General features: G+C 66.7%; 9 protein-coding genes. 2 read left to right on the forward strand and 7 right to left on the reverse strand.

All coding sequences use genetic code 11. The features are described from left to right. Window positions 1–422: 422 nt before the first annotated feature. Window positions 423–4196 (forward strand): methionine synthase, encoded by a 3774-nt coding sequence (gene metH, locus CEY08_RS08115; RefSeq protein ID WP_076817215.1) that lies wholly within the window; start codon window positions 423–425, stop codon window positions 4194–4196. Window positions 4197–4213: 17 nt separating this feature from the next. Here the strand turns inward: metH and CEY08_RS08120 are convergent, their stop codons facing one another. The 4 genes from CEY08_RS08120 to CEY08_RS08135 are packed head-to-tail and all read right to left on the reverse strand — an operon-like array spanning window position 4214 to window position 8316. Further along, entirely contained in the window at window positions 4214–5026 is an 813-nt protein-coding gene (locus CEY08_RS08120; RefSeq protein WP_076817217.1) for an SDR family NAD(P)-dependent oxidoreductase, read from the reverse strand. Beyond that, window positions 5023–5808, reverse strand: coding sequence for a citryl-CoA lyase (locus tag CEY08_RS08125; RefSeq protein WP_042795483.1), 786 nt, complete (start codon window positions 5806–5808; stop codon window positions 5023–5025). Before CEY08_RS08125 ends, CEY08_RS08120 begins: the two co-directional genes overlap by 4 nt. After that, window positions 5805–7322: a class I adenylate-forming enzyme family protein gene (locus CEY08_RS08130; protein ID WP_076817219.1), complete on the reverse strand. Its 1518-nt coding sequence runs from the start codon at window positions 7320–7322 to the stop codon at window positions 5805–5807. Before CEY08_RS08130 ends, CEY08_RS08125 begins: the two co-directional genes overlap by 4 nt. 10 nt (window positions 7323–7332) lie before the next feature. Continuing rightward, complete coding sequence (locus CEY08_RS08135; protein ID WP_076817221.1) at window positions 7333–8316, reverse strand: Bug family tripartite tricarboxylate transporter substrate binding protein; 984 nt, start codon at window positions 8314–8316, stop codon at window positions 7333–7335. A 102-nt stretch (window positions 8317–8418) separates the two neighbouring features. Between CEY08_RS08135 and CEY08_RS08140 the strand changes: the two genes are divergently transcribed. Next, a complete protein-coding gene (locus CEY08_RS08140; RefSeq protein ID WP_063639358.1) occupies window positions 8419–9216 on the forward strand; it encodes an IclR family transcriptional regulator in 798 nt (265 codons plus the stop codon). Here the strand turns inward: CEY08_RS08140 and CEY08_RS08145 are convergent. From CEY08_RS08145 to CEY08_RS08155, 3 genes are all read right to left on the reverse strand, one after another. After that, entirely contained in the window at window positions 9213–9758 is a 546-nt protein-coding gene (locus CEY08_RS08145) for a DUF934 domain-containing protein (protein ID WP_063639359.1), read from the reverse strand. The genes CEY08_RS08140 and CEY08_RS08145 overlap by 4 nt on opposite strands. Then, window positions 9751–11493: a nitrite/sulfite reductase gene (locus CEY08_RS08150; protein ID WP_076817223.1), complete on the reverse strand. Its 1743-nt coding sequence runs from the start codon at window positions 11491–11493 to the stop codon at window positions 9751–9753. The genes CEY08_RS08145 and CEY08_RS08150 overlap by 8 nt, the downstream gene beginning before the upstream one ends. 801 nt (window positions 11494–12294) lie before the next feature. After that, complete coding sequence (locus CEY08_RS08155) at window positions 12295–12486, reverse strand: DUF2970 domain-containing protein (protein WP_076817225.1); 192 nt, start codon at window positions 12484–12486, stop codon at window positions 12295–12297. Window positions 12487–12523 lie beyond the last annotated feature (37 nt).

Raw genomic sequence — 12523 nt, forward strand, 5'->3', positions numbered from 1 at the left:
ACCCGCGACCCCGCAGGCCATTCACGATGGGGAGGAGGTCCAAGCCGCGGCGGGCCGGTGAGGGCCTGGCGGCAATGCATGGGCATCCTGGCGATCGAACAGGCCGGTATCGGGCTGCCATGGGCGCATTGCGCGCATGGGGACCGTTGCGGGGGCAGCACAGGCTGGAGCCAGGGTTGCCGGCGCCTTGTGGGGCCGCAGTCCTGGGAGGTCTTCCTGTTTCCCGTTTACCTTTCGCACGCGGCCGGCAAGTGTTGCGTTCTTGCCTGCCCTTTGCGCCGAAAGCACCGGTTCGGGGCCGAAACTGTATCACCGGGAGGCGGAAATAGGCCCGTTTTGTTACGATCAGGGCTTGTTTTTGCGGCGTTTTTCGCTTTTTCGCCACATTGCGCCGTCGTTGCCAACTCCCTCCGGACCTGCCCGTGTCGTATCCCCGCCTGCCATACCCTCCCGAAGCCTATACCCGTGGCGGCGACTTTGCCCGCCTGCTGGGCAAGCGCATCCTGATCCTGGATGGCGCCATGGGCACCATGATCCAGCGCTACAAGCTGGGCGAGGCGGACTTCCGCGGCGAGCGCTTCGCCGCCCACGGCAAGGACGTGAAGGGCAACAACGAACTGCTGTCGCTGGTGCGGCCGGACGTGATCTCCGAGATCCACCGCCAGTACCTCGAGGCCGGCGCCGACGTCATCGAGACCAACACCTTCGGCGCCACCACGATCGCGCAGGGCGACTACGACCTGCCGGAACTGGCCTACGAGCTGAACCTGGTGTCGGCCCGCCTGGCGCGCGAGGCCTGTGACGCCTACAGCACGCCCGAGCGGCCGCGTTTCGTGGCAGGCGCGCTGGGTCCGCAGCCCAAGACGGCATCGATCTCGCCGGACGTGAACGATCCGGGCGCGCGCAACGTCACCTTCGAGGAACTGCGCGTTGCCTATGTGGAGCAGCTCAACGGTTTGCTGGACGGCGGCATCGACATTGTCCTGATCGAAACCATTTTCGACACCCTGAACGCCAAGGCCGCCATTTTCGCCACCGAGGAAGTGTTCGAGGCGCGGGGCGTGCGCCTGCCCGTCATGATTTCGGGCACGGTGACGGACGCGTCCGGCCGCATCCTGTCCGGCCAGACCGTGGAGGCCTTCTGGAATTCGGTGCGCCATGCGCGTCCCATCACGGTCGGCCTGAACTGCGCGCTGGGCGCGGCGCTGATGCGCCCCTACGTGGCCGAGCTGGCCCGCATCTGCGACACCTACGTCTGCGTGTATCCGAACGCCGGCCTGCCCAACCCCATGGCGGAAACCGGTTTCGACGAAACGCCGGCCGACACTTCCGCGCTGCTTGAGGAGTTCGCCCGTTCCGGACTGGTGAACATGTCGGGCGGCTGTTGCGGCACGACGCCGGATCACATCCGCGAGATTGCCGCCAAGGTTCTGGCGCTGACGCCGCGCGTGGTGCCGGAGGTGCCGGTCAAGACCCGTTTGTCGGGCCTGGAGCCCCTGAACATCGACGAAGACACGCTCTACGTCAACGTGGGCGAACGCACCAACGTGACGGGCAGCAAGATGTTCGCCCGCCTGATCCGCGAAGAAAAATACGACGAAGCGCTGGCCGTGGCCCGCCAACAGGTCGAGAACGGCGCGCAGATCATCGACATCAACATGGACGAGGCGATGCTGGATTCGGTCGCGTGCATGCGCCGCTTCCTCAACCTGATCGCCTCCGAGCCCGACATCGCGCGCGTGCCGATCATGATCGACAGCTCCAAGTGGGAGGTCATCGAAGAGGGCTTGAAATGCGTGCAGGGCAAGCCCGTGGTGAACTCGATCTCCATGAAGGAAGGGCTGGAACCCTTCCGCCACCATGCGCGCCTGTGCCGCCGGTACGGCGCGGCGGTGGTGGTGATGGCGTTCGATGAACAGGGCCAGGCCGACACGCTGGAGCGCCGCAAGGAAATTTGCGGCCGCGCCTACAAGATCCTGGTCGACGAAGAAGGTTTCCCGCCCGAGGACATCATCTTCGATCCGAACGTCTTCGCGGTCGCCACCGGCATAGACGAGCACAACCATTACGCCGTGGACTTCATCGAAGGCACGCGCTGGATCCGCCAGAATCTGCCCTACGCCCGCATTTCGGGCGGTGTGTCCAACGTCAGTTTCTCGTTCCGCGGCAACGAGCCGATGCGCGAGGCCATTCACACGGTATTCCTGTATTACGCCGTCAAGGAAGGCATGACGATGGGCATCGTCAACGCCGGACAGTTGGGCGTGTACGCCGACCTGGACCCCAAGTTGCGCGATCTGGTCGAGGACGTGGTGCTGGACCGCGCCGACCCCGTGGGCAAGACGGACGCCGATGACGAGCGCACGCCCACGGAACGCCTGGTGCAGTTTGCCGACAGCGTGAAGGGTTCGGGAGCCAAGAAAGAAGAAGACCTGACCTGGCGCGCTGCATCCGTCGAGGCGCGGCTGTCGCACGCGCTGGTGCACGGCATCACGACCTACATCGTCGAAGACACCGAGGAAGTGCGCCAGAAGATCGCCGCGCGCGGCGGGCGCCCGATCGAGGTCATCGAAGGCCCGCTGATGGACGGCATGAATGTGGTGGGCGACCTGTTCGGCGAGGGCAAGATGTTCCTGCCGCAGGTGGTGAAGTCCGCCCGCGTCATGAAGCAGGCCGTGGCCCACCTGGTGCCCTTCATCGAAGAAGAAAAGCGCCAGATCGCGGCGGCGGGCGGCGACGTGCGGGCCAAGGGCAAGATCGTCATCGCCACGGTCAAGGGCGACGTGCACGACATCGGCAAGAACATCGTGTCGGTGGTCCTGCAGTGCAATAACTTCGAAGTCGTGAACATGGGCGTGATGGTGCCCTGCGCCCAGATCCTGGAGAAGGCCAAGGAAGAAAACGCCGACATCGTCGGCCTGTCCGGCCTGATTACGCCGAGCCTGGAAGAAATGGCCTACGTGGCCAGTGAAATGCAGCGCGACGAGTACTTCCGCGGCCGCAAGCTGCCGCTCATGATCGGCGGCGCCACGACCAGCCGCGTGCACACCGCCGTGAAGATCGCGCCCAACTACGAAGGCCCGGTCATCTATGTGCCGGATGCCAGCCGTTCGGTGGGTGTGGCCACCAGCCTGATGTCGGACCAATCGGAAGCCTACCTGGCTGAATTGGCCGAGGAGTACGCAGAGGTGCGCCGCCGCCATGCCAACCGCAAGGCCACGCCCATCCTGCCGCTGGCCGAGGCGCGCGCGTCGCGTCCCGTGATCGATTGGGACAACTACACGCCGCCGCGTCCCAAGTTCATCGGCCGCCGCACGTTCAAGAGCTATGACCTGGCCGAGATCGCCAAGTACGTGGACTGGGGGCCGTTCTTCCAGACCTGGAGCCTGTTCGGCCCGTTCCCGGCCATCCTGGACGACAAGGTCGTGGGCGAGCAGGCCCGCAAGGTCTACGCCGACGGCCAGGCCATGATGAAGCGCATCATCGAAGGCCGCTGGCTTACCGCCAATGGCGTGGTGGGCTTTTACCCGGCCAATAGCGTCAATGACGAGGACATCGAGGTCTATAAGGACGAGACCCGCAGCGAAGTGCTGTTCACCTACCGCAACCTGCGCCAGCAGGGCGCCAAGCGCGAAGGAGTCAGCAACAAGTCGCTGTCCGATTTCATCGCGCCCAAGTCCAGCGGCAAGCTGGACTACATAGGCATGTTCGCCGTCACCGCGGGCCTGGGCATCGAAAAGAAGGAAGCGGAATTCGAGAAGGCGCTGGACGACTATTCCAGCATCATGCTGAAGTCCCTGGCCGACCGGCTGGCCGAAGGCTTCGCCGAATGCCTGCATGCCCGCGTGCGCCAGGACCTGTGGGGCTATGCGCCCGACGAGGCGCTGTCCAATGACGACATGATCGCCGAGAAATACGTGGGCATCCGTCCCGCTCCTGGCTACCCGGCCTGCCCGGAACACGTCATCAAGACCGATATGTTCCGCGTGCTGGACGGCGCCGACATCGGCATGATGCTGACCGACAGCTATGCCATGTATCCGGCTTCCAGCGTGTCCGGCTTCTACTTCAGCCATCCGCAGTCGCAGTATTTCAACGTGGGCGTGATCGGCGAAGACCAGCTGCAGGACTACGCCGCCCGCAGCGGCCGCAGCATCGAGGATCTGAAGCGCACCCTGGCCCCGAACCTGGGCTGAGGACTTGCGGGGGACGTTCAGGCGTACTTGCCTGTCAGTCCCCCGTCCACGACCAGTTCGGTCCCCGTGATGTAGGAGGCCTCGTCCGAGGCCAGGAACGCCACCGCGTTCGCCACTTCCCAAGGCGTACCCATGCGGCCCATCGGCACCTGCCGGTCGCGCGCGGCACTGGCGGCGCGCGCGTCTTCGTCGAACATGCGGGCGACATTCCTGGCCACGCGTGGGGTGTCGATCAAGCCGGGGATCACCGTGTTCACGCGGATGCGGTCCGGAGCATATTGCTGCGCGGCCATCCGCGCGAAGTGGATCACGGCGGCCTTGCTGACGCTGTAGGCCAGATGCGGGTACCCCGTATAGCGTATGCCTGCCACCGACGACACCGTGACGATGGCGCCGCCGCCTTGCTCGCGCATCATGGGCGCCAGCAAGCGCGTGGCGATGAGCAGGCTGGTCACGTTGACCTGCTGGATGCGATTCCAGTCTTCCAGCGAGATGTCTTCCGGTCCTCCCACTTTGCCGATGCCCGCGTTGGCCTGCAGGATGTCGATGCGCCCGTAGCGGCGCCGCGCGGCATCCACGGCCGCTTGCATGGCGTGGGCATCGGCCACGTCGGCGCGCACCGGCAGCGCGCTGCCACCGGCCAGTTCGACTTCATGGGCCGCATCTTCGGCGGCTGCCAGGTCGGCGTCCAGCGTGACGACCGAGGCGCCCTGGCGCGCCAGCGTCACGCAGCTGGCCTTGCCTATGCTCCAGCCGGCGGCGGACGAGCCAGCCCCGGCTACCAGCGCGATCTTGCCCGACAGGCGGCCGTCCGGCGCCTGGGCCGTCATGGCTGTTCTCCGCCTTGGTGGGTCTTGCCGCGGCCGACATACGGAATGGCGTGGTCGATGGTTTCCCAGATGTAGCGTCCCGACGGGCTCTGCTGTTCCTCGGCTACGTGAGACACCAGGCCGGCGGCACGCGAGATGACGGCGAAGCCGCGCATCAGTTCCGTGGGTACGCCGATTTCGCTGAGCAGTGCGGCGACCGCGCCGGTGGCGTTGATGGTGATGTGCTTGCCATAGGTCTCGTCGATCGCGGCGGCCAGCAGCCGCAGCGCCTTGAGCGAGTCGCCTGTCAGGTCGGGTTCGGCCTCGGCCAGCGCCAGCAGCTTGATCGAGCGCGGATCGTCGGGCTTGTGCAGATGGTGGCCGAAGCCGGGCAGGGCGCTGCGGGATGCGTGGTGCTCGCGGGCGATAGCCAGCGCCTCGGCGCGGCCGTCGTCGGCCTGGCGGATGCGGTCCAGCAGGCGCGAGCAGTTTTCCATGGTCCCGACGAACCGGCTTCCCACTGCCATCAGGCCGGACGCTACCGCCCCTTGCAGGTTTTCCGGCGCGCTCATGTAGATCAAGCGCGTGGCGATGGCGCTGGGCGTCAGGCCATGTTCCATCAGCGTGACGAGCACGGCGTCGACGATGCGCAGGTCTACCGGGCGCGCCTCGCGGCCCAGGATCTGCATGATCATGACTTCCGTGAATGTCTTCTTGCCGATCAGGTCTTCGACCAGGTCTACGTCGCGGTAGGACATGCCGGTGAGGTGATGCGCGCACAGGCGGGTTTCGGGCGTCTTCATGGGGTCTCCTTCAGGGCCGCGTCGCGCACGGCGTTCTTGAGTACCTTGCCGACGCTGGAGCGTGGCAGGCTGTCGTGGATGTGGAATTTCTTGGGCGTCGCCACGGGGCCGAGCAGGCCGCGCACGTGCGCTTTTAGCTCGTCTTCGGTGGCATGCGCGCCCGGATGGAATTGCACGGCGGCGTGGACCGCTTCGCCCCACTTGTCGTCGGGCAGGCCGAATACCGAACATTCGTACACGGCGGGGTGCGCGGACAGCGCGTTTTCGACATCCACGGGGTAGATGTTGAAGCCGCCCGTGATGATCACGTCGCGCAGGCGATCCTTCAGGAACAGATAGCCGCGCGCATCGACCAGGCCGGTATCGCCGGTATGCAGCCAGCCATCGACGATGGTTTCGGCGGTTTTCTCGGGCAGGCGCCAGTAGCCCGACATGACCAGGTCGCCCTGCACGACGACCTCGCCGATTTCGCCGCGCGGCAGCAGCGCGCCTTCGGGCGACATGATGGCGACGTCGCTCAGCCAGGTGACGCGGCCGACCGAGGCGCGGTTCTCCGGCGCTTCGAGGTCGGCGGGGCGCAGCACGGTGACGATCTGCGGAGCTTCGGTCTGGCCGTAGGTGGTGCCCAGCACCGGGCCGAAGAAAGCGCGGGCCTTGTCTATCTTTTCCACGGGCATGGGAGCGCCGCCATAGATCAGGTTGCGCAGGCGCGGGAAGTCGGCGCGCGAGACGCCGGGCTGCGCCATGATCATGTAGATCAGCGTGGGCGGCATGAAGCTCAGCGTTCCCCCGCGCTCGCGGAAGGCGGCCGTGATGCTGGCCGGCGTGACGCCGTCGAGCAACAGATGGGCGCCGCCGCGCGCCAGCACCGGCAGCAGGTAGGTACCGGTGCCGTGCGTAATGGGCGCCGCGACGACGTAGCGGTCTTCCTGCGTAAGTCCCCAGCTGGCGATCTGGTTGATGATGCCCGCATTCCACGCGTGATACGGCTGCATGACGCCCTTGGGCAACCCGGTCGTGCCGCCCGTGAACTTGATGGCCTGGGTGGCGTCGCGCGGCAAGGCGTGGCGTTGCGGCTCGCGTCCGGCGTAGCGGGTCAGCAGGGTCTGCAGCGTCAACGGCGCCGCCGCATCTTCCAGGTGGACATGGCGGCGGTGTTGCGGCGCGTGAGCCGAAGGGACCAGCGGCGCTCCGACGCCGTCGACGATCACGATGGACGGTTCGGTGGCGTCCAGAATGCGCCCGATTTCGCGCTCGGTGCTGCGGTAATTGAGGGGGACCCACACTTTGCCGCTGGCCAGCACGGCCAACAGCGCCAGGATGTGCCGCGCGGAGTTGCCCGCGCAGATCGCCACGCGTGTCTGCGGCGTGGGGTCCAGGTCTTGCAAGGCCGCGGCCAGCGCCCGCGTATCGGCAGCCAGGCGCGCGTACGTGATCCGGCCTTCGGGACCATCCAGCGCAATGCTGTCCGGATACTGCTCGGCGGCGCGGAAGAAGAAATCTATCGGGTACATCCTGGTGTTCCTAATTGGCTTTGAGGTTGGCGCTCTTGACGACCTTGCCCCATTTGTCGATCTCGCTGGCGATCTTCCTGGCGTAGGTCTCGGGCGTATTCGGCTGTGGCGGTGCGTAGAAGCCGGACTGCTGGTAGGACGCCTGCAGCGCGGGGCTGGAGAGCGCCTTGTTCATGGCCTGGTTCAGCCGTTCGATGACAGGCTTGGGCGTGCCGGCAGGCGCCATCAGCCCGAACCAGGATTCCACGTCGAAACCGGCCAGGCCGGATTCGGCCAAGGTGGGCGTATCGGGGGCGGAAGGCAGGCGTTGCGGCGAGGTGACGCCGATGGCGCGCAGCTTGCCGGCCTGTACGTGCGGCAGCGATGAGGGCAGGTTGTCGAACATGGAATCCACCTGGCCGCCCAGCAGGTCCGCCACGGCGGGGCCGCTGCCGCGGTATGGGACGTGCAGGATGTCGGTGCCGGTCTGCATCTTGAACAGTTCGCACGACAGATGGATGGAAGAGCCGCTGCCGGATGAGGCGCAGGTCAGCTTGCCTGGATGCGTCTTGGCGTAAGCCACGTATTCCTGCACGGTCTTGACCGGCAGCTTGGGGTTGACGACCAGAATGTTCGGAATGGTCGCCAGAAGGCCCACGGGTTCAAAACCCCGCACAAAGTCGTAATTGAGCTGGCTGTACAGCGTGCGATTGATGGTATTGGCGATGGAACCCACGTACAGCGTGTAGCCGTCGGGCGCGGCGCGCGAGACGATTTCCGCGCCGATGTTGCTGTTGGCGCCGGTCTTGTTCTCGACCACGATGGTCTGCCCCAGTTCTTCCGAAAGGGATTTCGCCATCAGGCGCGCCACGATGTCGGTGGCGCCGCCCGCCGCATAGCCGACGACCAGCGTCACGGGCCGCTCGGGATAGGGCTTGGCCGCCTGGGCCATGGCCGAGACCAGCGCGCCGATGACGGCTGCCGCGAAGGCCCACCGCTTGCTCTGCTTCTTCATTGTTGTCTCCGTCCTGTTTGTCTAATATTTGGACAGCTCTGCGTCTGCCCGGCTTCATATTGGGCTTTGATAGAGGCCTCATCAACGCAATCTGTCCAAAAATTGAACAAGCCAGAATCCGAAGAATCGGGGCCGCGCGTGTTGCGCCGCGGGCTGCGCGTGCTGGGCGTGCTGCGACAGGCGGGGGCGGCCGGCATGCACGTCGTCGACATCGCGCGCGCAGCGGGCATGCAGCGCAGCACCGCCTATCGCTATCTCGATGTGCTGGTGCAGGAGGGTTACGCCTTGCGCGAGTCCGACGCGCCGCGCTGGCGCGTTGCCGAGCTGGGCGTAATGATGGCGGGCGACCCGCATGCGCAGGCGGTGCGAGGCCTGCGGCCGGTACTGCGCCAGATCAGCGATATCAGCGGCGATTCCGCATTTCTCATCTGCCGCGCCGGGAACGATTCGCTCTGCCTGCATCGCGAAGTGGGCAATTACCCCGTGCAGGTGCTGGCGGTCACGGTGGGGCACCGCCAGCCGTTGGGCGTTGGCGCAGCCGGGCTGGCGCTATTGGCGGCGTTGCCGCCAGGCGAATCGGACGAGGTGATTGCACAGAATGAACAAGCGCTGCGTGCCTATGGCGGCATGACGGTTGCGCAGATGCGGCGCCTGGTGGAGAACACGCGCAACCGCGGCTGGTCCGTGGTGGGCAACGCGGCCGTGCCGGGCGTGTTGGGCGTGGGGGTGGCCCTGTGCGACGCGGGCGGGTATCCGCGTCTGGCCGTCAGCGTGTCCAGCCTGATCAGCCGCATGCAGGCGGCGCGCCAGCATAATATCGCCGACCTCATCCGAGCCCAGCTGGCCCAGGATGAGATCAGGACGCAACGCTGGGCGCTGCCGGGGTTTCCCGCCGCCTAGGCGGCTGCCGCGGTCGGCACGCGGTAGGTCTTCTGGTAGTGGACCGTGAAGGTCTTGAAGGCTTCCAGTGCCTTGTGAGGATCGTGGCCGGGCTTGACCAGGAAGCTGTCGAAGCCCACGCGCGCCTGGTAGTGGATGGTGTCGATCATCACGTCTCCGACCGCGCGCAGCTCGCCTTGCCACTGGTAGCGCGTGCGCAGCAGCTGCGCCAGCGAATAGCCCCGGCCGTCCGTGTAGACCGGGAAATCCACGGCGATGAAGGCGATGCCGGCGGGATCCAGCGTGCCGTCGGCCTCGGCCAGATCGCGCAGGTCGGCGTCGGATTCCAGCTGGACGGCCACAGGATGCCGATGGCGGCGCAGCGTGGCGCGCGAGGCCTTCCAGGTGGCCAGCGGCACGACCCAGCCCGGCGCGTCACTCGGCACCTGGCCTTCGGCGGGGACCTCGGGTTCCGGCGTGAAAAGGCGCGAGGTGTCGGCTTCCAGGCGGCCGTTGCGGATCAGGTGCGGGCCGGGGGCGTCGTGCGGATAGATTTCAGACATGGGCGGCCTCGGCGTGTTGCGTGGGTTTGGCGAAGGCGGGATCGGAGTAGACGTCCTGCTTGAAGGGGTCGATGCCGACACGGTCCACGACGTCGATGAAGCGTTCTTCTTCGCTGTCGCGCAGGCCCAGATAGGTGCGGATCAGGCGGTCCACCACGCCGGCGACCTGGTCGCGCGCGAACGACGGGCCGATGATGCGGCCGATGGCGGCGCCGCCGCCGCGTGTGGATTCGATATCGGGCAGCGGCTTGGCGGCGCCATTCTGGCGTCCGCCGATGGTGACCTGATACCACTCTTCGCCGGCCTTATCGACTCCGAGGATGCCGATATGACCCACGTGATGGTGGCCGCAGGAGTTGATGCAGCCCGAGATGTTCAGGTCCAGTTCACCGATTTCAAACAGGTAGTCGAGATTGTCGAATTGGCGCTGGATGGCCTCGGCCACGGGAATGGAGACGGCATTGGCCAGCGCGCAGAAGTCCCCGCCCGGACAGGCGATGATGTTGGTCAGCAAGCCGATATTGGGCGTGGCCAGGTTCAGTTCCTGCAGGGCGAGCCACAGCTCGTGCAGGCGGGCGCGGCGCACGTCGGCCAGGATCAGGTTCTGCTCGTGCGAGACGCGCAGCTCGCCGAAACCGTAGTCATCGGCCAGGTCGGCCACCGCGTCCATCTGGTCGGCGGTAATGTCGCCCGGCGGCACGCCGGTGGGCTTGAGCGACACGGTAACGGCGGCATAGCCGGCCACTTTGTGCGGATGCACGTTGGTGCGCAGCCAGCGCGCAAAGCGCGGATCGGCGGCAGCCAGCGCAGCGGTGTTGTCGACGTCCTGCGCGGCGGCGGCGTCGTATTGCGGCCAGACAAAACGGGCCCGGATGCCGTCGACAAACTCCTGGGTGATGGTGTCCGGGCCGCCCTTGATGAGCTGCCACTGTTCATCCACCTGCTGCGCATAGACTTCCGGCGTCAGGTCCTTGACCAGGATCTTGATGCGCGCCTTGTACTTGTTGTCGCGGCGGCCGTGCAGGTTGTAGACGCGCAGCGCAGCCTGCAGATAGGTCAGCAGGTCTTGCCATTCGACAAAGGGATTGATCAGCTTGCCCACGATGGGCGTGCGGCCCAGGCCGCCGCCCACCCAGACGCGAAAGCCCAGCTTGCCGTCGCGTTCGACGGCCTGCAGGCCGATGTCATGCACGCCCACGGCCGCGCGATCCTGCACCGCGCCGCTGACGGCGATCTTGAATTTACGCGGCAGGAACGCGAATTCGGGATGCAACGTGGACCATTGGCGGATGATCTCGCACCACACCAGCGGATCCACCAGCTCGTCCGGCGCAACGCCGGCGAAGTGGTCGGTGGTGGTGTTGCGGATGCAATTGCCGCTGGTCTGGATGGCATGCATCTGGACGGTGGCAAGCTCGGCCAGGATGGCGGGCACATCTTCAAGCTTGGGCCAGTTGAACTGGATGTTCTGGCGGGTGCTGAAATGGCCGTAGCCTCGGTCCCATTTACGGGCGATGTGCGCCAGCGTGCGCAACTGGCGCGACGCCAGCATGCCGTAGGGGATGGCGACGCGCAGCATGGGCGCGTGGCGCTGGATGTACAGGCCGTTCTGCAAGCGCAAAACACGGAATTCATCTTCCGTTAGTTGGCCATCGAGGAAGCGGCGCGTCTGGTCGGAGAATTGCGCCACGCGTTGCTCGACTAGCTGCTGGTCGACGGGGTCATACACGTACATGTCTACTGCCCTTGAAGTCTTCTCGGTCTGAGCCCCTGCGGTCGCCCGGCGCAATGCGGCAGGGGAAAGGGGTTCATAACCGTAACAGGCAGCTGTGGCGAGCGTCTAAGTCATTCTGGTAATAAGGTAATTAGGCCCCCACGCTGCGCGCGCCTTGCGCGCTTGCTGCCCCCCGAGGGGGCTGTCCCGCCTTGGGGCGGCCCGGCGGCGGGACGGGCCCCCACGCTGCGCGCGCCCTGCGCGCTTGCTGCCCCCCGAGGGGGCTGTCCCGCCTTGGGGCGGCCCGGCGGCGGGACGGGCCCCCACGCTGCGCGTGCTTTGCGCGCTTGCTGCCCCCCGAGGGGGCTGTCCCGCCTTGGGGCGGCCCGGCGGCGGGACGGGCCCCCACGCTGCGCGTGCTTTGCGCGCTTGCTGCCCCCCGAGGGGGCTGTCCCGGCCTTGGGGCGGCCCGGCGGCGGGACGGGCCCCCACGCTGCGCGCGCCTTGCGCGCTTGCTGCCCCTCGAGGGGGCTGTCCCGCCTTGGGGCGGCCCGGCGGCGGGACGGGGACCCACGCTGCGCGCGCCGTGCGCGCTTGCTGCCCCCCGAGGGGGCTGTCCCGCCTTGGGGCGACCCGGCGGAGGGACGGCCCCCACGCAGCGCGCGCCCTGCGCGCTTGCTGCCCCCCGAGGGGGCTGTCCCGGCCTTGGGGCGGCCCGGCGGCGGGACGGGGCCCCACGCTGCGCGCGCTTTGCGCGCTTGCTGCCCCCCGAGGGGGCTGTCCCGCCTTCGGTGTTCTTCCGAAGGTCGGTGCCTTCCGTTCTTACAACGCGGCGTTTACCGCCCAGCGGGCGACCAGTACCAGGATGACTACCAGGCAAAGCGCCATCAGCAGCCCCGTCAATATCAATGGGGCCGGCTTGTTGTTGGCAATGTCGGCATCGTAGCCGCGGCCGCGGCGCACGCCGAAGAATCCCCACAGCACGGATTTGGCCGTGCGCAAGAAACTGAGCATGTTGTTTCTCCCGGGGTGGTGGCGGATGCTGCCAATG

The organism is Achromobacter insolitus (genome assembly GCF_002209555.1).
Taxonomy (GTDB): Bacteria; Pseudomonadota; Gammaproteobacteria; order Burkholderiales; family Burkholderiaceae_B; genus Achromobacter; species Achromobacter insolitus.

Excerpts from the sequence above, each read along its gene's own strand:
- CEY08_RS08120 (WP_076817217.1), bottom strand. The coding sequence starts at position 5,026 with ATGACGGCCCAGGCGCCGGACGGCCGCCTGTCGGGCAAGATCGCGCTG.
- CEY08_RS08125 (WP_042795483.1), bottom strand. The coding sequence starts at position 5,808 with ATGAAGACGCCCGAAACCCGCCTGTGCGCGCATCACCTCACCGGCATG.
- CEY08_RS08130 (WP_076817219.1), bottom strand. The coding sequence starts at position 7,322 with ATGTACCCGATAGATTTCTTCTTCCGCGCCGCCGAGCAGTATCCGGAC.
- CEY08_RS08135 (WP_076817221.1), bottom strand. The coding sequence starts at position 8,316 with ATGAAGAAGCAGAGCAAGCGGTGGGCCTTCGCGGCAGCCGTCATCGGC.
- CEY08_RS08145 (WP_063639359.1), bottom strand. The coding sequence starts at position 9,758 with ATGTCTGAAATCTATCCGCACGACGCCCCCGGCCCGCACCTGATCCGC.
- CEY08_RS08150 (WP_076817223.1), bottom strand. The coding sequence starts at position 11,493 with ATGTACGTGTATGACCCCGTCGACCAGCAGCTAGTCGAGCAACGCGTG.
- CEY08_RS08155 (WP_076817225.1), bottom strand. The coding sequence starts at position 12,486 with ATGCTCAGTTTCTTGCGCACGGCCAAATCCGTGCTGTGGGGATTCTTC.